General features: G+C 61.3%; 17 protein-coding genes. 8 read left to right on the top strand and 9 right to left on the bottom strand.

Annotated elements, in window-relative coordinates:
• Both ACYVNQ_RS03580 and ACYVNQ_RS03575 read right to left on the bottom strand, forming a co-directional pair.
• Nucleotides 1–1022: alpha/beta fold hydrolase (locus ACYVNQ_RS03580; RefSeq protein WP_460900896.1), on the bottom strand; the 1022-nt coding region annotated here is incomplete at its 3' end.
• Nucleotides 1023–1296: 274 nt separating this feature from the next.
• Nucleotides 1297–2784, bottom strand: coding sequence for a sigma-54 interaction domain-containing protein (locus ACYVNQ_RS03575; protein WP_460900895.1), 1488 nt, complete (start codon nucleotides 2782–2784; stop codon nucleotides 1297–1299).
• Nucleotides 2785–3117: 333 nt separating this feature from the next.
• On the opposite strand from ACYVNQ_RS03575, the gene ACYVNQ_RS03570 reads away from it, so the two are divergent.
• From ACYVNQ_RS03570 to ACYVNQ_RS03560, 3 genes are all read left to right on the top strand, one after another.
• Complete coding sequence (locus ACYVNQ_RS03570) at nucleotides 3118–4518, top strand: GntP family permease (RefSeq protein ID WP_460900894.1); 1401 nt, start codon at nucleotides 3118–3120, stop codon at nucleotides 4516–4518.
• A gap of 115 nt (nucleotides 4519–4633) precedes the next feature.
• Entirely contained in the window at nucleotides 4634–5107 is a 474-nt protein-coding gene (locus ACYVNQ_RS03565) for a hypothetical protein (protein WP_460900893.1), read from the top strand.
• A 51-nt stretch (nucleotides 5108–5158) separates the two neighbouring features.
• Nucleotides 5159–5419, top strand: a complete 261-nt coding sequence (locus ACYVNQ_RS03560; RefSeq protein WP_460900892.1) for a DUF1272 domain-containing protein — start codon at nucleotides 5159–5161, stop codon at nucleotides 5417–5419.
• Here the strand turns inward: ACYVNQ_RS03560 and ACYVNQ_RS03555 are convergent.
• A complete protein-coding gene (locus tag ACYVNQ_RS03555; RefSeq protein WP_460900891.1) occupies nucleotides 5416–6735 on the bottom strand; it encodes an MFS transporter in 1320 nt (439 codons plus the stop codon). The genes ACYVNQ_RS03560 and ACYVNQ_RS03555 overlap by 4 nt on opposite strands.
• On the opposite strand from ACYVNQ_RS03555, the gene ACYVNQ_RS03550 reads away from it, so the two are divergent.
• A complete protein-coding gene (locus tag ACYVNQ_RS03550) occupies nucleotides 6704–7519 on the top strand; it encodes an AraC family transcriptional regulator (protein WP_460900890.1) in 816 nt (271 codons plus the stop codon). The genes ACYVNQ_RS03555 and ACYVNQ_RS03550 overlap by 32 nt on opposite strands.
• Before the next feature lie 9 nt (nucleotides 7520–7528).
• Here ACYVNQ_RS03550 and ACYVNQ_RS03545 read toward each other — a convergent pair whose 3' ends face one another.
• Entirely contained in the window at nucleotides 7529–8107 is a 579-nt protein-coding gene (locus ACYVNQ_RS03545) for a TetR/AcrR family transcriptional regulator (protein ID WP_460900889.1), read from the bottom strand.
• A gap of 176 nt (nucleotides 8108–8283) precedes the next feature.
• Between ACYVNQ_RS03545 and ACYVNQ_RS03540 the strand changes: the two genes are divergently transcribed.
• Both ACYVNQ_RS03540 and ACYVNQ_RS03535 read left to right on the top strand, forming a co-directional pair.
• Nucleotides 8284–9738, top strand: a complete 1455-nt coding sequence (locus ACYVNQ_RS03540; RefSeq protein WP_460900888.1) for an alpha/beta fold hydrolase — start codon at nucleotides 8284–8286, stop codon at nucleotides 9736–9738.
• Between the two features lie 206 nt (nucleotides 9739–9944).
• Complete coding sequence (locus tag ACYVNQ_RS03535; RefSeq protein ID WP_460900887.1) at nucleotides 9945–10550, top strand: sigma-70 family RNA polymerase sigma factor; 606 nt, start codon at nucleotides 9945–9947, stop codon at nucleotides 10548–10550.
• A 6-nt stretch (nucleotides 10551–10556) separates the two neighbouring features.
• Here the strand turns inward: ACYVNQ_RS03535 and ACYVNQ_RS03530 are convergent, their stop codons facing one another.
• The 5 genes from ACYVNQ_RS03530 to ACYVNQ_RS03510 all read right to left on the bottom strand — a co-directional run bounded on the left by ACYVNQ_RS03530 (nucleotide 10557) and on the right by ACYVNQ_RS03510 (nucleotide 16550).
• Nucleotides 10557–11333: a YkgJ family cysteine cluster protein gene (locus tag ACYVNQ_RS03530; RefSeq protein ID WP_460900886.1), complete on the bottom strand. Its 777-nt coding sequence runs from the start codon at nucleotides 11331–11333 to the stop codon at nucleotides 10557–10559.
• A 374-nt stretch (nucleotides 11334–11707) separates the two neighbouring features.
• Nucleotides 11708–12058: a BON domain-containing protein gene (locus tag ACYVNQ_RS03525; RefSeq protein WP_460900885.1), complete on the bottom strand. Its 351-nt coding sequence runs from the start codon at nucleotides 12056–12058 to the stop codon at nucleotides 11708–11710.
• Nucleotides 12059–12209: 151 nt separating this feature from the next.
• Nucleotides 12210–13841, bottom strand: a complete 1632-nt coding sequence (locus tag ACYVNQ_RS03520; RefSeq protein WP_460900884.1) for a methyl-accepting chemotaxis protein — start codon at nucleotides 13839–13841, stop codon at nucleotides 12210–12212.
• Nucleotides 13842–13857: 16 nt separating this feature from the next.
• A complete protein-coding gene (locus ACYVNQ_RS03515; protein WP_460900883.1) occupies nucleotides 13858–15255 on the bottom strand; it encodes an MFS transporter in 1398 nt (465 codons plus the stop codon).
• A gap of 203 nt (nucleotides 15256–15458) precedes the next feature.
• On the bottom strand, nucleotides 15459–16550 hold the full coding sequence (locus ACYVNQ_RS03510; protein ID WP_460900882.1) for a porin: 1092 nt from the start codon (nucleotides 16548–16550) through the stop codon (nucleotides 15459–15461).
• Between the two features lie 384 nt (nucleotides 16551–16934).
• Between ACYVNQ_RS03510 and ACYVNQ_RS03505 the strand changes: the two genes are divergently transcribed.
• A complete protein-coding gene (locus tag ACYVNQ_RS03505) occupies nucleotides 16935–17513 on the top strand; it encodes a UbiX family flavin prenyltransferase (RefSeq protein WP_460900881.1) in 579 nt (192 codons plus the stop codon).
• A 209-nt stretch (nucleotides 17514–17722) separates the two neighbouring features.
• Nucleotides 17723–18910: an FAD-dependent monooxygenase gene (locus ACYVNQ_RS03500; protein ID WP_460900880.1), complete on the top strand. Its 1188-nt coding sequence runs from the start codon at nucleotides 17723–17725 to the stop codon at nucleotides 18908–18910.
• Nucleotides 18911–18961: the final 51 nt, after the last annotated feature.

Raw genomic sequence — 18961 nt, 5'->3', positions numbered from 1 at the left:
GCGTCGGCGAACGCCTTCGGCGCTTCCTGCGGCAGGTTGTGGCCGATACCGCCGCCCACATTGATATGCCGGTACTTGCCGGTGAACTTCTTCGCGTATGCAGCAGGCTCGGGATGCGGCGCACCGTTCGCATCGCCTTCCATCGTGATGGTCGGTACACCGATGGTCGGCCCCGCGGCCAGACGTGTTTCGAGGTCGTCGTATTTCGCTTCGCCCTGCGCGAGCCCCAGACGCCAGCGGTAGTTGCTGATCACGATTGCCACATGATCCGGGTTCTGGAACGATGCGGCTGTGCGCGCGTAGGTCGCATCGTCGAACTTCCATTTCGGCGATGCCAGTTGCCAGATCAGCTTGTTGAATGCATCGCGGTTTTCAGCGTAGCCGAGTGCGCCGCGCTCGGTCGAGAAATAGTACTGATACCACCACTGCAGTTCGGCTTTCGGCGGCAGCGGCTTTTTGTTCGCCGCCTGGCTACCGATCAGATAGCCGCTCACGGAAACCAGTGCCTTGCAGCGTTCGGGCCACAGCGCCGCGATCGAGTCCGCCGTGCGGCCGCCCCAGTCGTAGCCGCCGAGCACCGCCTGATCGATCTTCAGCGCGTCCATCAACGCCACCGTGTCGACCGCCGTCATCACTTGCTGGCCGTTGCGCGGCGTATCAGCCGACAGGAAGCGCGTCGAACCGAAGCCGCGCAGATACGGCACGATCACGCGATAGCCGGCCGCCGTCAGATGCGGTGTGACTTCGGCGAAACTGTAGATGTCATAAGGCCAGCCGTGCAGCAGGATCACCACCGGGCCGTTCTGCGGGCCCGCATCGACGTAACCGATGTTGAGCGCGCCAGCGTCGATCTGCTTGATCGGACCGAGGCTCGCACTGCTGCCAGATTGCTTTTTGCCGTCAGCGGAGGCCGTTGTCTGCGCGTGCGCGATGTTGCCAAGACCGAGTTCGGCGGCAAGACTCAGGCCGGCAACAGCAGACCCAAGCAAGAGGCGGCGGCGATGATTGACGGAATTGTCCAAAACCATTTCTCCGTTTTGATTGTTCAGGAAAACGTGATGCTTGAAGTAGCGGCGATCGTCGACCGATCGATCCCGGCGCAACGACAGGCTGACGCGCCCTGACGCGTCGCAGCGATGCGCAGTTGGCTTTATATCCGACTCGAGTGGCCGCAACGGGGTGTTTTGTATCCCAATGTATCCGCCATACAAAGGGATTCAAAATGGCGTGCTTCGACGCTGAATTGCGTCGACTAGATTGCCTTTTGTAGGCGTCGTATAGCAGATGGAGCGGAAGTCATACTTCGATGCCGTGCGCGGCAATCTTTTTATAGAGCGTCGCGCGGCCCATGCCGATCTTCGCGGCCGTTTCGGCGACGTGGCCGCCGCACGCATGCAATGCATCTTTCAGGAAGCGCTTTTCGAATGTCGTCATTGCGTCGGCCCAGGCTTCGAGCGGTGCTGCCGTGGCGGCATCGTCGCGCGGCTGCCCGGTCGTAGACACAGTCGATGCCGTTGATGCCACCGTCAAAGGCTGCACGATAGCTTCACGCAGCGCGCCGCCAACGAAAGGCGCAAGCATACGCGCATCGATACACTCGCTATCCGACAACATCACCGCACGTTCGAGCGTGTTGCGCAACTCGCGCACATTGCCCGGCCACGCGTACGCGCACAACAGCTGCAACGCGTCCCGCTGCAACTCCAGATGTCCACCGCGGGTTTGCATCGCCAGTTCCTCGAGCATCGCGTAAGCCAGCGATTCGATATCCGAAAGCCGGTCGCGCAGCGGCGGCGCATGAATGGTCAGCACATTGAGGCGGTAAAACAGATCCGCGCGAAATTGCCCTGCGGCAACCAGCGCCGCGAGATTCGCGGAAGTTGCAGCGACGATGCGCACGTCGGCACGCACGATGCGGTTCGACCCGAGCGGCTCGAACTCGCTGTCCTGTAGCACACGCAGCAGCTTGCCTTGCAGCGGCAGCGGCATGTCGCCGATTTCGTCGAGAAACAGCGTGCCGCCGTCCGCCAGTTCGAACTTGCCGACACGCCCCTTGCGGTCGGCGCCGGTATAAGCGCCGGGCGCGGCACCGAAAAACTCGACTTCGAGCAGCGCTTCCGGAATCGCCGCGACATTCACCGTGACGAGCGGTTTACCCGCTCGCGCCGACGCGCCGTGAATCGCATGCGCAAGCAGTTCCTTGCCGGTGCCGGTTTCACCGAGCAACAGCACCGGCGAGTCGACCTGCGCCGCGCGCCGCGCGCGGCGCTTCACTTCGAGACTCGCCGCGCTGGTGCCGACAAAGCTCGCGAACGAATATTTGGCGCGCCGCGCCTGCGCCAGCGACTGCCTCGTTGCGATCAGTTCCTGCTGCACGCGTGAATAGTGGGAAAAGAGCGGTGTCAGCGCCTTCATTTCGTCGAACAGCGCAAAGCCCACCGCACCGATGGTTGCGCCTGCATCGTCTTTGAGTGGCAGCCGCGTCACGACCAGCGGTTCGCGGTCGGTTTCGAGCACGTCGAGCAGAATCGGCTTGCCGGTGGACACCACTTCGCGCATCAGGCTGTGCGGAATCACCGCTTCGCAATCGAGTCCGATCGCCTGCTGCGGATCGGGGAAGCCGAAGCGCGCTGCGTAACGTTTGTTGATCCAGACCACGCGCGCGTCCGCATCGACGATGAAGGTGCCTTCACTGAAATTCTCGAAGGTACGAAACAGCGATTCCATCGCCCGGCGCAGCACGTCGCTGTAGTTGGCGGGCACGCCGCTCCAGTCGTTCATCATGCTGTCGTTGTCTCCGGTCTATGGTTGTTTGTGTAGGTCTGCGCGTTCAAGCTTCAAATTGTCTCTTAAGCGGGATGCATTATCTCATTCTAGAGAATCGAAACACCGCGGCAAATCGGGTATTCTCTGAGGCCATCCGGACGGACGGCAGTAATTGTCTCCGGACGGAGACAATTTCGGATACCGCACTTCGCACCACCCGGCTTTAGCCGCTGGCCAACCCGCGGCAACGCGGCCAGGCCGGGTTTGGCATGGAACCTGCGTACGCGAGCCGGCCGCTGCGCTACCCCGCAGCGGGGCCACTTAAAACAACCAGTACCCTGGAGACTCGACTTGTCTTTCGTCATCGTCCTCGCCGCCCTGGCGTTTCTGATGTTTGCCGCGTATCGCGGCTACAGCGTGATTCTGGTCGCGCCGATCGCCGCGCTCGGCGCAGTTCTGCTAACCGACCCTGCCGCCGTCGCACCGGTGTTCTCGGGCATCTTCATGGAGAAGATGGTCGGCTTCGTCAAACTGTACTTTCCGGTGTTTCTGCTTGGCGCCGTGTTCGGCAAGGTGATCGAACTATCGGGCTTTTCCGAGTCGATCGTTGCCGCCGCGATCCGCTATATCGGCCGCTCGCGCGCGAATGCGGTGATCGTCGCGGTGTGCGCGTTGCTGACGTATGGTGGCGTGTCGCTGTTCGTGGTGGTGTTCGCGGTCTATCCGTTCGCGGCCGAACTGTATCGCCAAAGCGGCATTCCGAAGCGTCTGATGCCAGGCGCGATCGCGCTCGGCGCGTTCTCGTTCACGATGGATTCGTTGCCGGGCACGCCGCAGATCCAGAACATCATCCCCACCACGTTCTTCAAGACCACCGCATGGGCCGCGCCGGTGCTCGGTATTGCGGGCTCGCTGTTCATCATCGTGGTCGGGCTGACGTTCCTCGAATGGCGCCGCCGTGCCGCAATGGCCAAGGGTGAAGGCTATGGCACGTCGCTCGTGAACGAACCGGAGCGCGTCGAGACTTCGCATCTGCCGCATCCGCTGCTCGCGGTCGCGCCGCTGGTACTGGTGGGTGTGGCGAATTTCGTGTTGACGCGTCTTCTGCCGGACTGGTACGGCGCATCGTATACGGTGACTCCGGATGTACTGCCGGGCATACACGCGCCCGTCACGACGTCGATCAAGACCGTGGTGGCGATCTGGGCCGTCGAAGGCGCGCTGCTGCTGGGTATCGTGCTGGTCGTGCTGACCGCCTTTCGCCGCGTCAGCGAACGCTTTGCGACCGGCACCAAGGCGGCGGTGGCGGGCGCTCTGCTCGCGTCGCTGAATACGGCTTCCGAATACGGTTTTGGCGGTGTGATCGCTGCGCTGCCAGGCTTTATCGTCGTTAGCGACGCGCTAAAAAGCATCCCGAATCCGCTCGTGAATGCCGCCGTGTCGGTGAGCTCGCTTGCGGGGATTACCGGGTCGGCTTCGGGCGGCATGAGTATCGCGCTTGCGGCGATGTCGGATCAGTTCATCAAGAGCGCCGAAGCCGCGCATATCCCGATGGAAGTGCTGCACCGTGTGGTCGCGATGGCAAGCGGCGGGATGGATACGTTGCCGCATAACGGCGCGGTGATTACGCTGCTGGCCGTCACCGGCTTGACGCATCGCGAATCGTATCGAGACATCTTTGCGGTAACCGTGATCAAAACGCTGGCAGTGTTTTTCGTGATCGTGGTTTACTACGCTACTGGGCTGGTTTGATGGATTGCCTGCACTAGCCCGCTGAAACTGCGACCATAAACTTCAGGAAAGTGATTTTTATGGTTGCCGACTTGCCGCAGCTCCATGTTTCCAATTGCAGGATAGTGTGCAACCGATGATCGCCTCCGTCGAACAAGACAAACTGGTCCTGCTCCAATCAGTCCCGATGCCCTCGCCTGATGCCAGCGACCCGCTCGTGTTCGCCAACGAACGGCGCGTGCTTCTTGTGTATCGTGTTGCCCCATCGGATTTCGAGCGGTTTGGTCCGTTCAACGACGATGAAGAGCCATTCTGCCTTGTGCACTTCACTGCCGCCGCCTTTCACCAGTCCGGCCCTCCGAACGATGAAGGGCTTGGCAGTCATCCGTTGGCAGCAAAAGGGTTACGCTGGTACTCGGCGTACGAGTGCCTCAACCCGACACTGGTCGGCGAACTGTGGTCGGCGCCTACGCATCCCGTCGCTCTCCGACACTTCATTTTTACGTTCCAGGACAGCACCTTTGAATGCGTAGCCGCCGATTGCGACCTGGCAGGTGTGTACGGATCGGGTGATGTCGCAAGCAGAGAGGCATTCTCCCTGCTTGGTTGAAAAATATGTGACGCAGTACCGAAACGGTATGGATCAAACGAGGAGAGACCGATGCTACAACTACGCCCCTGCTGCGAATGTTGCGACAAGGACTTGCCGCCTGATTCGGCCAATGCCTTCATCTGCTCGTTCGAATGCACTTTCTGCAGAGACTGCACCGAAAATGTCCTGAAGCACGTATGCCCGAATTGCGGCGGAGAACTGCTCGCGCGTCCGCGGCGCCCGGCCGGCAAGCTGGCAAAATCTCCGGCGTCTACCGAGCGTGTCTTCAATGCCGACTGCCGGGCGCAGCATACTTCTAGCGCCAACTAGGGCTTCTGGTTCGCCGGCCTCTTGAGGAACGGGATCATCGCCAGCATCAGCACGCTGACCAGCACCAACACCGTATACGAGCCGGTAAACCCACCGGTCCTGTCGCGCAAAAAACCGAAGCTCAACGGCCCTAGCGCCGCGATCATGTAGCCGATGCACAGCACGAACATCGTCCACGCATGCGCCTCTTTTGCGTTGTCCGTGTAGTCCAACGGCAGCGTCATGCCTAAAGCAAAGCATATTCCCTGGCCGAAAGCGATTAACACGATGCACGCCGTAGGCAATGCGTGAGGTGCAAACGCAAGGCCGGCAAAACCTGCCACCGTCACAACGGTGCCCAACGCCAGTAGTGCCCGTCGATCGGCGAACCTGCCAGCCGCGGCTCCCGCAGCGAAACTCCCGGCAGCAAGCAAAAGCGTGAACAGGCTTAGCATCAGGCCGCTCGGCACACTGCTCGCATGCACCTCGCTATTCCATGGAGCAATCCATGCGAGGCACGCATAAGCAATGTACTGGCTCAAACCGAAGAAGATCGCGAGCAGCCAGGCACGTCCATTACGCCACGGCAGCGCAATCGTGGCGCCGGTGCTTTTCCCAGGGCTGCCACCGCTCGCCGCGCCATTAAACCGCCGAGTCAGAAACGACCAACTCACGATTGCCGTGACCGCAAGCACACACCACATCCCCGCGCCGACCCTCCAGCTACCCGAGCTTTCCGCAACGAAGCCCGTCGTGCCGGCAGCGATGGTCGCGCCGATGCTCAACCCGCCTGCGTAAATGCCCATAAACAGCGACGATTCGTGCGGAAAGTGCTCCTTGATCCACCCGCCGATCAACGCTCCGGCGATCGCAATCCCGATTCCAACGAACATGGTCCAAAATAGCAGCAGGTGCGTCGAGTGCGTAGCCGCCCGCAACAGCATCGCTGCACCAAGTAGCCAAAGCGACAGCAACACCGTTTGATTGGCCCCGAGGCGCCGGCTGATAGCCGGCACACACAGCACGAACAGACCCATGCATACGTCGGGAATCGAGGTCAATAACGATGCTTCGGAATAGGTCAGCCCGAAATCCTGCCGGATCTTCAGCAACAACGGCCCGACCGACACGATGCCCGGCCTCAACGCAAACGACAGCACCAGCAAACAGAAAATGGCAACTGCCCGGTGTTTTTCCGAACCCCTGCTAATTTGAATCTGAGCACTCATCTGGCCGCCTGCGCTGCAAAGTGGAAGTTTCGTCGCAGGTGGATAGTAGTGTGCCGATGCGCACGAGAAAACGGCTATGCATGACAAGATTCGTCGCGAAAGTGCCAACCGTCCGCTGCCCGAACGAAGTCTCGATTACGACGACTATCAGGCCGTACCGCGCGTGATGACCGCCCTCGCGCGCAACGTACCGACCGGCGGCTACGTCGAGCCGCACAGCCACCCGCGTGGCCAGTTGCTTTACGCGACCTCCGGCCTGATGCGCGCCGCGACCGACCGGGGCATCTGGCTATTGCCTCCGCAACGCGGGTTATGGATTCCGCCTAACGTCGTGCACGATCAACGCATGCTGAGCCCGACGACGATGCGTACGATCTATGTCGAACCGGAGACGGCGCAACGATTCGGCGATACATGTCGAACCATCGAGGTCAGCCCGCTGTTGCGCGAACTGATTCTGTCGCTGGTCACCGAGCCGGTCGAATATGCGTTGAATGCGCGCAATGAACATATCGTCGCGCTGATCCTGCACGAGCTCGAAACCGCTCGTGCAATGGCATTGGAGATTCCATGGCCGAAAGACCGCCGGCTGCTGATGATCTGCGAAGCGGTCATGAACGCGCCGCATGCGCCGATGACGATCGAACACTGGTCGGAGCACGTCGGGGCCAGCTCGCGCACGCTGATACGCCTGTTCATCAAGGAGACGGGGCAGACCTTTCGGCACTGGGTGCAGCAGGTGCGTCTTGCCGAGGCATTGAACAGGCTTGAGAACGGTGCCCCGGTGGCGAGCGTTGCGCACGATCTCGGCTACGCGAGCCCAAGCGCATTCGCAGCGATGTTTCGCAAAGTGCTCGGGCAATCGCCGAGCGACTATCTGGCAAAACGGTGAGCGCGACCTTCAAACCGGGTCGCGCGCCGCACCTTCTTTCGCGAGGTCGAGCAGACTGTTCAGCGCACGCGTGAACACGCCAGCGTCGCCAGTTGCCGCTTGCAGGATCAACGCGCCTTGCAGCCGTGCAATCCAGTCTTCGGCGAAATGCCGTGCGCGCACCGGCGACATGCCGCTTTCCTTCGCGAGCGTTTCTATTGCTTCGCTCCAGTTCCCAAACGCTTTGCGCAGGCCTTGCTGCAGATCGCCAGCGAGCGTCGAGGTGGCCATTCCAGCAAGCACACAAGGTGCACGCCCGTTTTCGTAGATCTGATTGAGTATCGCAATGATCTTGCGAATACGCGCCTTCATCGACCCGGACATCTGGGCGACCTGAAGGATCTCGCTGTCGATCAGTTCAGTCGCGCGCTCGAGCACAGCTTGCGCCATCTGCGCCTTGCCGTCCGGGAAATGGTGGTACAGACTCGATTTACCGAGCCCCGTCGCGCGCGACAGCTCGGTAAGCGATGCGCCATCAAAGCCACGCTTCTGGAACACGGTGAACAACCGCTCGACGATCTCGTCTTTGGAGCCGGGTTCGGCAAACATCAAACACCTCGCAATAAACTGAACGTTCGGTCCAGAGCGGCAATTGTATCAGCCAGCGGAATAACGGATTGCAGATCCATTCTTGACTCGATACTTTGAGACATCTATTGTACCGATCGTTCGGTTCAGTTGTTGTTTTGAACATATCCTTTCGCCAACAAAATCTGGAGGTCCTCATGTCAGTCGCCGCTTCGTATCAAACCGTCTCCGTCAACGACCGCCGCACCGGCACCGCGCTCAACATCTTCTATCGCGACGCAGGTGCCAAAGACGCGCCAGCGGTGTTGCTGCTGCATGGCTTCCCGACCTCGAGCCATCAATACCGCGGTTTGATCAGCCGGCTGGCGGACAAATACCGCGTGATTGCACCCGATCTGCCGGGCTTCGGCTTCTCCGATGCCCCCGCGGCGCAGACTTTCGGCTATACGTTCGACCATCTTGCGGAAGTGATCGAAAGCTTCACCGACACGATCGGGTTAAATCGTTACGCACTGTATGTGTTCGACTACGGCGCACCGGTGGGTTTGCGGCTCGCAGCAGCGCGGCCGGAACGGGTGACAGCGCTGATCTCGCAGAACGGCAACGCGTATGAAGAAGGGCTAAGCGATGGCTGGAACCCGATTCGGGCGTACTGGCAAGCTCCGACGCAACAAAACCGCGACAACCTGCGTGCGTTCCTGAAGGCGGAGACGACGTCGTTCCAGTACACGCATGGCGAAGCGGATACGTCGCTGATTGCGCCGGAGTCATACACGCTCGACCAGCATTTCCTCGACCGGCCAGGCAGCGACGATATCCAGCTCGACCTGTTCGGCGATTACAAGGCGAACGTTGCGGCGTATCCCCAATTCCACGAATACTTCCGCACGCATCGTCCACCGACGCTCGCGGTGTGGGGCAAGCACGATCCGTTCTTTCTGCCGGCCGGCGCAGACGCGTATCGCCGCGATCTGCCGGACGCCGAGATTCATTTCGTCGATGCAGGCCACTTCCCGCTCGAAACGCATCTGGACCAGGTAGCCCGCATCATTCGCGCGTTCCTCGCGCGTACGCTCGACAAGGCGCAGGGCAAGGCGCTGTTTGGCGAGCTCAACGCGGCGAATGCGCCGGAAGCCGCCAGGGAATTGCTGGACGGCATGGCTGGCGTATTTGGCTTCACGCCGAATCTCGGTTATGCGCTGGCAGCAGAACCAACCGTATTGGCTGCCTACATCACGATGCTGCAGTCGCTCGGCGCGACTTCACTCGATCCGATCGCGCAGCAGGTCGCGCTCGCTTCAGCGAGTCGCGCGAACGCAGCAGACTATGGCGTCGCAGTGCACGCCACGGTGGCGGGCAAACTCGGCGCGTCCGCGCAGGTCGTCGATGCGCTGCGCAACGGCGGCGAACTGCAGGACGTGAAGCTTGAAGCGGTGCGGCGCTTTGCTGTGGCAATCGCGTCAAAGCGCACGCAAGTATCCGACAGCGACGTCAATGCACTGAAAGCGGCCGGCTTCGATCAACGGGCTGTGGTTGCCATCGCACTGGCTGCTGCGGCAAAGACGTTGGTCAACACGGTTGCGCATCTGTCGCGGCCGGAGATCGACGCAGGCTTCCTTCCTGCTCCGGTGGTTGCAGCAGCGCAGGATTGAGCGCCATCAGACGTAGCGTTCGGCAAGGCGGCGGCATCCGGCCGCCTTGCCGCATGCGATCACGCCAGAAAACTTACATAAAACCCTCAAGACGCCCAGCAGTTTTCTTCGTTCGCGAATTTTTGCAGGCTTGCTGTCAGAACTGACACGCTCCGACGACCAAGGCCGGATACCCCGTCCAACGCGTGAATCAGCACGCCAGTGCCATGGCCAAACGACCCGGTCCGCTGCAGCCGAACGATCTTGAATGCATGCTCCACGCATTGTTGATGCAGTCTCTCGCGGGCGACAACACCGCGTACAGCCGATTTCTCGAGAAACTCGCCGACCACTTGCGAAGATTTCTGCACAGGCGTTTATACCGTGTGCAAGACGATATCGAAGACCTCGTGCAGGAGATTCTCATTGCGGTGCACGCGAGGCGCGCCACCTACCGGCCCGCAGAGCCGCTTACACCGTGGCTTCACGGGATCGCACGCCACAAGCTGACCGACTATCTGCGTGCCGCCTCACGCGGCACGGCGTTGCACGACCCGCTCGATGCGCACGAAGAACTGTGGTGCGCGCCAGACGTCGAGCGCGCCGACGCGAGGCGTGACGTGGAAACGATGTTGCGCCGCTTACCGCGCAAACAACGAATGCTGATTGTCTGCATCAAGCTACGCGGCCTGTCGGTCGTTGAGGCTGCACAGATGACGGGCTGGTCCGAATCGGCAATCAAGACTGGGCTGCATCGCGGCATGAAGACGCTGGCCGCGCGCGTGCCAGCGGCACGCGCCTCGCAGCCGCGAGGCGCGTCGTGGGTGCAGTAGCTTGCGCTATAGATCCGCTGCGAAAAACGCCATGTAGTTCACGTTGGGAACCGCAGGATCCGCAGGCACGACGCAGCCTGCGTCGATCGATACCAGCGTGTCGACCGTCGCACGCCGATTCGAAACGAATTCCCACGCACCGGGTTGCGACGACGCTTTAGCAGCGGAACTCGTCAGACGCTCGAGCGCCGACAATAACGTGTCGCGCGCAAACGAGTAGATCAGGAAGCCTTCGTTGGCCAGCGCAGTCTGCGTGACGCCGAGGTACTCGCACAGTTGCTGTTTGAGCGGCGCGTCCTGCGCATCCGCGGCTCTCGATCCCTGGATCAGCGCAAGCGTCTCTTCATCGACGATCTTCCCGGCCGCCGAAAACACCGGCATCCCGGCACCCCATGCCTCAGGCGGACAGGCCTTCGAAGCGGGCGTCAGCTCAACGAAAGGATTGATCTCAGCCGGATAGATGCGGCATACACGCGGCCGCTCCAGATACGCGCCGCATCGGGCATCGGGCAGCAGATGCGGGCAGGCGCCCTCGAACGACGCGACCGTGTTGACGATCACGCGGATCGGCAGCGTACCGCTTGCTGCAGCGAACGAGCGTCTGCGCTTATGCGCCGCTTGCACGTCGGTGTCCGGCGGTTCGACCGGCCACGGAATCGCCTCGACGAACAACTGGACGTCGCCGCCGCGGCGGATCCAGTCCGCGGACTCTGCAAGGCTCAGCGGCAAACGCAGGTTATGGCAGCACGCGCCGCATTGGGTACAGCTGAAATGAATCGCCATCGAATACTCGTTGTGGGGTTTGCCTGCACTCGACATCGCAATCAAGCTGCGCCGTTGCGGATGCCGCCGCTCGCGCCGTAACGGCACGAGCCTCGCCGACTGTGTAGTTCGATGGAGACGTGTATTGGGTTACAACTTTTTTTGCTGCGCACAGACGGGGCCGGACAAGCGCCGGAATTGTACGCGAGGACCCGATTGATCGTGCGGGCGTCAGTTTCGCCGAAAGCAGAATGGAAGGGAATTAAAACGCATGTTTGCACGGCTGCCTGATCAAGCATCGGGTAAGCAGCCGGCGCCGGCATGGTCGCCATGCCGGCCCGGCAGGGTAACCGGCAAGGCAACCCAGCCGGCCGCCCTGCCGCACCTACCTGCAATCAGCCATTGCCGCCATGGAACAGCGTGAGCTTGTTCGACACCGAGTTCACGCCCTGCACCGACTTCGCCACTTCGCCGGCCTGCTCGATCTGCGAACCGTCCTTCACGCTACCGCTCAGCGTGACGGCACCGCTTCTGGCCTTGACGAACACACCCGACACATCGAAGCCCGGCGTCTTGCCAAGTGCACGACGCACCGCTCTGGCGAGCGCACGATCGGCCTGCTTGGTCGCCTTCGGATTGGCGGCCGCGCTCTGGCCGCTTTGCGTTGCGTCATCCTGCGCAAATGCCGGCATTGCGATGGCCACGCTGGCCGCCAGCAACATCGCCTGAATCATCTTTCCTTTCATCTTGACCTCCTCACTGGATGTTGTTGTCTATTGATGGTTACAACTCCCAGCAATGTAGGCCATTCGGAAGAAACCTGCAAAGGAGCTAGCGAAACGCTTGCGGCGCAAGGCATCTGCAACTTTGCCGGATACACCGCAACGCGGCGCAGATTCAGCGAACGCTAAACACCGCGACCTGCCGTCCCAATTGTTGCGACTGCTGATCCAAAGCCTGGGCAGCCGCACTCGCCTGTTCGACCAGTGCCGCGTTTTGCTGCGTGATCGAGTCCATCAGACTGATCGCGCTATCCACCTGCTCGATACCGGTGCGCTGCTCGAGCGCTGCAGCGACGATCTCGTGCATCATCACGGCAAAGCGCTCGACGCGCGCCAGCACCTGCCGCATCGCCTGTTCCGCTTCATTGACGAGGCCGTTGCCATCCGCCGCTGCGCTGACCGAATCGGCAATCAGTTCGCCGATCTGCTTGGCCGCCGCCGACGAATGCTGCGCGAGCGCACGCACTTCTGCCGCGACTACCGCAAATCCACGCCCGTGCTCGCCGGCCCGCGCGGCTTCGACCGCCGCGTTCAGCGCAAGGATATTGGTCTGAAACGCGATCCCTTCGATAATGCCGGTGATGTCCGCGATCTTGCGCGAGCTCACGTCGATGCGGCTCATCGTGCCGGTCATGCGACCGATCACCGCGCTGCTGTCTTGCGCCGCCGACGACGCATCGCTGGCCAGCTCGCGTGCCTGTTGCGCATGCTCGGCGTTCTGCTTGACCGTAGCGGTCAGCTCGCTCATGCTCGCCGCGGTTTGTTCGAGCGAAGCGGCTTGCTCTTCGGTACGCGCGGATAGATCGAGCGTACCCGCGGCGATCTCGCGCGTCGCGGTGCCGATCGCATCGCAGCTTTCGCGCACGGCCGTCACCGTATGCGCGAGTTGCGCCTGCATCGTATGCAAGCCGCCCAGCAATTGCCCCATCTCGTCGGCCCGGCCGCTTTCGATATGACGGCTCAGATCGCCGGCCGCAATCGCGTTGAAATGGCCGAGCGCGCCGCGCAGCGGATTCATGATCGCGCGGCGCAGCGTGACCCAGCTCAGCACCGCGGCCAGCACGCCGAATGCAATCAATGCGCCCGACACGGCAACGAACCTGCTGAAGTACTGCTCCGCTTCTTCGTACCTGTGTTGCGCGTTCGTATAGAGCGTGTGCTTCAGCTGCTCGTCGGCGCTGCTCATATCGTTGAATAGCGGGCTCAACTGCACCGTGCCGATCTTTTCCGCGGTGGCACGGTCGTCCGCTTTCAACGCATCGATAAACGCGAGCATTGCGCTGCGCAATGCTTCGCGGCGCTGATCGGCCGCTTCGATCAGCGGTGCTTCGCCGGACTCGTGCGGTTGCGCGACGAAACGATGCCACGCGTCATCCGAAGCGCGGAAGTAATCGGTTGCGCGCGCAATCAAACGCTGCGCGGTTGCCGCGTCGACGTTCGACGTCGCGCCACCGAGCACCATGCGCGTACGCGCAATCATCAATTCCGCGTCGCCGATGTGCATCGCCGCGGCCAGTTTGTTCTGATACGTATCGCGGTTCGCGCGGTTCGCATGGTAGCTGCCCTGCAGCCCCAGCGCGCCGATCACCAGCATCAGCCCGGCGAGCAGCCCGACAGTCAGCGCGATACGCGCCTGCAGCGACAGCGCGCGGCGGCGTGGCGCCGCCTGCGACCGCGCGAACGAATCGGTGAAATCATCGGCAAGCGCAGCGGCGGCGCCTGCATTGGCAGCCAGAGTCTGCATCATCGGCACCTTGCTCGGTTCAGGAATCGCCGAGCGCCGAGCGGCGCTGCATCGATTCGACAGGTTGTGCAGCGGGATTGCCCTGCTGGTTGCCAAAGCGTGTGCGATACAACAGCGACAGCACCGCGGAAAATACCGCCGTCACGACAAACAGCCCAGCGGCCGCGTAAAACAGCTGCGCAATCGGCAAATGCATCGACAGCAACAACCCGCCGATCACCGGCCCGGACACCGAGCCGATCTTGCCGACCGAAATCGCACTGCCCACCCCCGCCGAGCGGAACGAAGTCGGGTAGATCATGCCGGCCACCGCATACAGCCCGTATTGCGCACCGACCACGCAAAAGCCGGTAGCGAACACCGCGAGCATCAGCCACGCCTGGGACGACGTCAAACCCAACGCCACGACGATCGGTGCGCCAATGGCAGGCAGCGAAATGATCGCGAGCACACCGTGACGATCGACGAAGCGGCACAGGATCAAACCGCCCAGCACGCCGCCAACCGAGAACATCGTCGTGATCAAACCGGCGCCGCTCGGATCGATGCCGACACCTTCCATCAGGATCGGTAACCAGTTCTGCAGGAAATACAGCGCCATCGAATTGACGACGAACACGATCCACAGCAACGGCGTGATGGCAGCGAGGCCGTCCGAGAAGATCAGCCGCAGCACGAAGCGTTGTTTCTTCTCCTGCGCTTCGCCGGCAACGAATTGCGCGTCGGCCGGCAGCTTCAGTTCCGGACGCAGGCGTGCCACCAGCGCGCGCACCGTGTCGATGCCGCGCTGACGCACCACCAGCAGCTTCGCGGATTCAGGCAGCGTGAAGATCAGCAGGAACGCGACCAGCAGCGAACCGCCACCACCCACCACGAACATCACCGGCCAGCCGTAGTGATGAATCAGCGACGAGGACACCAACCCACCTGAGCCCGCGCCGATCGAGAAACCGGAGAACATCAACGTGACCCACGTCGCGCGCAAGCGCTTCGGCGCGTACTCGGCAACCAGCGCCACCGAGTTAGGAATCACGCCGCCCATGCCGATGCCGGCGATAAAACGCAGCAGCATCAATTCCTGCAGCGACGTGACCCACACCGACGCCAGCGTCAGCGCACCGAAAAACAGGCTGCCCGACACGATCGCGCGCTTGCGGCCGAAGCGGTCGCCGATATAGCCGAAAATAAACGAGCCGATCAGCGTGCCGAACAAACCGGCGCCGAACACCGGGCCGAATCCGCCGCGCGACACGTGCCACTCCTTGATGATGGCAGGCGCCGCGAACGACACGGCGGTTTGATCGTAGCCATCCATCAGCATGATCATGAAACACCAGAACAACAGGCCGATGGCGAATCGGCCCATCTTCTGTTCTTCTACCAGTGTCGCGATATTGAATGTCCGGTCTGCTTGCATGTGCGTTCCATATGCGTCGGCAAGCACGCTGCGGCGCGCCTGCCGTGTTCTCCTCACGCCCCTCGTGGCAGCGCCGCCGCCCGGGAGCCACAATATAAGGCTCGCCGTGCGGCGGCAGAATCAAAAAATAGCGATGAAGAGATCGAAAAAAGTGAATAAAGCCGGGACTACTCCGCATCTCGTCACGCCATGATTCCTCCGCTTCAGAACATGTGATTAATACCGACCCGGCCGATCGTCTGTGAACCGGAGCTCGACGGGTTGTAGCCGAACTGCTCGGCCTTCGCGTTCGGGCCCGAGGCGCGCTGCAGGCCCACACCCGCGTAAATCTGCGTGACTTTCGACAGGTAGTGCGTCAGAAACAGGTTGTACTGATTGAACGTCAGATCGTCGAAGGTCGAACGGTTGTACGAAATACCCAGAATGTACGTGTGATTGCCACCGCTCACGTCGATGTTCACGCCTGCCTGATAGTTGTGCTCGTGCTCGGCGCCGCGCGTATCTTCGAGCTTCACATCGGTATAGGTCAGGTGCGGCACAAAGGCGCCGATCACCGCCGAGCCGCCGATCGCGATCGTGCTGTAACGGGTTGCGTTAAACATCACGCCCGAGCGCAGCTGCTGGCCGAGCAGCGAACTCACGCTGAAAATGCCGAACACGTCCGCGGTGCGGTTGTGCGACATCGTGTACGCGGCGCCGAACCGGAAGATATTGTCCTTGTACTGCAAACCGAAGCTGTACTGCCGCCCCGAGCTGAAATCGCCCGCCTGGCCGCCGAAGCTGTTCATATAGCCGGCCTGCAAACCGTGGAAATCGATCGTTTCGTACTTCGCCGAATTGACCAGCGCGTGCGTATTGGCCAGCCCGTCCAGGTTGCCGACCGTATAGAACGACGAAATACCCGGTACCGAGTTGTTCAGTGCGCCGACGTATTGATAGATGAAATCGGGGATGTTGCCGAAGCTCAGCGCGCCCCACTTGTCGTTACCCAGGCCGACGTAGGCATCGCGGTTGAAGAAGCTGGTCGGATTGATCTGCGCGCCGCTGTTGGACAGGAACCCCGATTCGAGCCGCGCGAACACCGCGTTGCCGCCGCCCAGATCTTCCCTCAACAGAAAGCCCCAGCGATCCGGCGTCCGCTTGCCGGCCGATTCCTGAAACTGGTGGGCACCGCGCGAATTCGTCACGTAATCGATACCCGTGTCGATGCTTCCGTAGATCGTGGCGGACGACTGCGCGAACGCAGGGTAACTCAACAGTGCGGCACAACCGCCGACAAACAATCTGGTCTTCAACTTGCCTCCGAATCTTGTTATCCGATGTTGTTATCGTGCCTGGGGCCTGGTCTCACTGGCCGGCACGGATGTCGCGTTCGACGCGCCGCACATCAGTTCGCTGCCGCATGTGTGCGACGCGTGTCTCCTCACGCTGCGCAGAGTGTAGCGGGGTCATTTACGCTTTTGAATCGCCAAATATTTATCAACCAATAGAACAAAGCGAATACTCGATCAGGGTATTTACCAGGAATCCCTAAAAACCGGTCACCCACGTTCCAATAGCGCTTTAAAGCGGCGCATTCAGCGTGCTAACATCCGCGCGTCAGATACATAGCCAACGCTACTGCGTGATCGAGCGCAACTCGCAATGCGCAGTCCGCGCCCCGCGAGAGGAGAATCCGAATGCAAGTCAGAGCAGTACCGCCGCGGCGCATGGTCGTCGGCATCAGCGGTGCGTCGGGCGTCGTATACGGCGTACGGCTGCTGCAGTTGCTGCGGCAGCTGGATATCGAAACCCACCTGGTGATGAGCCGTTCCGCGCAGGTCACGCTTGCGCACGAGTCCGATTACAGCGTGGCCGACGTGCGTGCGCTCGCCACCGTTTGCTACTCGAATACCGACATCGGCGCCGCCATTTCGAGCGGATCGTTCCCTGTGATGGGCATGATCGTCGCGCCTTGCTCGATCAAGTCGTTGTCGGAAATCGCCACCGGCGTGACCAGCGGCCTGCTGTCGCGGGCCGCCGACGTGACGCTCAAGGAGCGCCGCCGGCTGGTGCTGATGGTGCGCGAAACGCCGCTGCATCTGGGCCACCTGCGCAGCATGACGAGCGTGACCGAAGCGGGTGCGATCGTCTATCCGCCGGTGCCGGCATTCTACGCGAACCCGGAATCGCTCGACGATATGGTCGATCACACGCTTGGCCGCGTACTCGATCTGTTCAATATCGAGACTAACGTGGTGCACCGCTGGGGCATGTAAAAGCACATATATACATCGCTGCGTGTATTAACAAAATTGCTTGATGATTCGTTCGGATTCTTTTGCTTCTTTAGTGTCAGGCGTTGTTTTAAAGTGGATTCCGGTTTCAACGGGTGAAGCATTAAAAACGGCATTCACAAGATTTATCGATTGATTGATAGATCAAACCGATAAAACGCGCCCAACACGAAAAGAGGTTGATTCGACGAATGAAGATAGTCATTGCAGGTGCCGGGATCGGCGGCCTCACCGCCGGCGTCGCATTGCTCCAACGGGGCTTCGATGTCACCATTCTCGAACAGGCGCAGGCGCTCAAGGAGATCGGCGCGGGCGTACAGCTGGCCCCGAATGCGACGCGCGTGCTTTATCAGATCGGCGTCGGCGATACGCTCGAAGGGCTCGCCTGCGAGCCGCCCGGCAAGCGCGTGCGGCTGTGGAACACGGGGCAGTCGTGGCGTCTGTTCGATCTCGGCGCGGCCTCGCGCGGAATTTACGGCTATCCGTACTTCACGCTGCATCGCGCGGATCTGCATCAGGCGCTGGCCGACGCGGTGTCTGCACTATCGCCCGATGCAATCCACCTCGGCGAAAAAGTCGAAGGCCTGAAGCAGAACGGCGGCAAGGTTGAAGTCACCACGGTTCAGGGCAAGGTCTACGAAGCCGATTTGCTGATCGGCGCGGACGGTGTGCATTCGCGCGTGCGGCGCGCACTGTTCGGCCCGGACGAACCGGTGTACTCCGGCGTGATGGCATGGCGCGGCGTCATCGACGCGGAAAAATTGCCCGAACATCTGCGCAGCGCGTACGGTACGAACTGGGTCGGCCCAGGCGCGCACGTGATCCACTATCCGCTGCGCGGCAACAAGCTGATCAACTTCGTCGGCGCGGTAGAACGCGACGGCTGGCAAGTGGAATCGTGGTCCGAGCAAGGCACGCGCGAAGAATGTCTGAACGATTTCGCCAACTGGCACGAAGACGTGCGCGCGCTGATCTCGGCCATCGACATTCCGTACAAGTGGGCGCTGATGGTGCGCGAACCGATGGCGCGCTGGAGTTCCGGCAACGCGACGCTGCTCGGCGACGCCTGCCACCCGACGCTGCCGTTCCTCGCCCAGGGCGCCGGCATGGCGATCGAAGACGGCTATCTGATTGCGCGCTGTCTCGAGCGGTATAAAGACGATCTGCCACGCGCACTCGCCCGCTACGAAGAACTGCGGCTCGAGCGCACCGCGCGTGTCGTGCGCGGCTCGGCGGCCAATGCGACGCGCTTCCACAATCCGCAGCTTGCGCACGCGGAAGGCGCGGCCGAATACGTCGACCGCGAGTGGAGCGAAGAGCGTGTGAAGGAACGTTACAACTGGCTGTTCGAGTACAACGTCGATACGGTCGAAGTCTGATTCCGGCAACGGCGTCGCTACTGTTCAGGCAAAAGCCCGTGCGGCCATCGT

This window comes from Paraburkholderia jirisanensis (genome assembly GCF_054782355.1).
This window is presented reverse-complemented; position numbering and strand designations above follow the sequence as displayed.

What these genes read in the sequence shown, in the direction of transcription:
- ACYVNQ_RS03500 (WP_460900880.1), top strand. Translation starts at nt 17,723, where the DNA reads ATGAAGATAGTCATTGCAGGTGCCGGGATCGGCGGCCTCACCGCCGGC.
- ACYVNQ_RS03525 (WP_460900885.1), bottom strand. Translation starts at nt 12,058, where the DNA reads ATGAAAGGAAAGATGATTCAGGCGATGTTGCTGGCGGCCAGCGTGGCC.
- ACYVNQ_RS03505 (WP_460900881.1), top strand. Translation starts at nt 16,935, where the DNA reads ATGCAAGTCAGAGCAGTACCGCCGCGGCGCATGGTCGTCGGCATCAGC.
- ACYVNQ_RS03535 (WP_460900887.1), top strand. Translation starts at nt 9,945, where the DNA reads ATGGCCAAACGACCCGGTCCGCTGCAGCCGAACGATCTTGAATGCATG.
- ACYVNQ_RS03565 (WP_460900893.1), top strand. Translation starts at nt 4,634, where the DNA reads ATGATCGCCTCCGTCGAACAAGACAAACTGGTCCTGCTCCAATCAGTC.
- ACYVNQ_RS03545 (WP_460900889.1), bottom strand. Translation starts at nt 8,107, where the DNA reads ATGTTTGCCGAACCCGGCTCCAAAGACGAGATCGTCGAGCGGTTGTTC.
- ACYVNQ_RS03540 (WP_460900888.1), top strand. Translation starts at nt 8,284, where the DNA reads ATGTCAGTCGCCGCTTCGTATCAAACCGTCTCCGTCAACGACCGCCGC.
- ACYVNQ_RS03560 (WP_460900892.1), top strand. Translation starts at nt 5,159, where the DNA reads ATGCTACAACTACGCCCCTGCTGCGAATGTTGCGACAAGGACTTGCCG.
- ACYVNQ_RS03530 (WP_460900886.1), bottom strand. Translation starts at nt 11,333, where the DNA reads ATGGCGATTCATTTCAGCTGTACCCAATGCGGCGCGTGCTGCCATAAC.
- ACYVNQ_RS03520 (WP_460900884.1), bottom strand. Translation starts at nt 13,841, where the DNA reads ATGATGCAGACTCTGGCTGCCAATGCAGGCGCCGCCGCTGCGCTTGCC.
- ACYVNQ_RS03550 (WP_460900890.1), top strand. Translation starts at nt 6,704, where the DNA reads ATGCATGACAAGATTCGTCGCGAAAGTGCCAACCGTCCGCTGCCCGAA.
- ACYVNQ_RS03575 (WP_460900895.1), bottom strand. Translation starts at nt 2,784, where the DNA reads ATGATGAACGACTGGAGCGGCGTGCCCGCCAACTACAGCGACGTGCTG.
- ACYVNQ_RS03515 (WP_460900883.1), bottom strand. Translation starts at nt 15,255, where the DNA reads ATGCAAGCAGACCGGACATTCAATATCGCGACACTGGTAGAAGAACAG.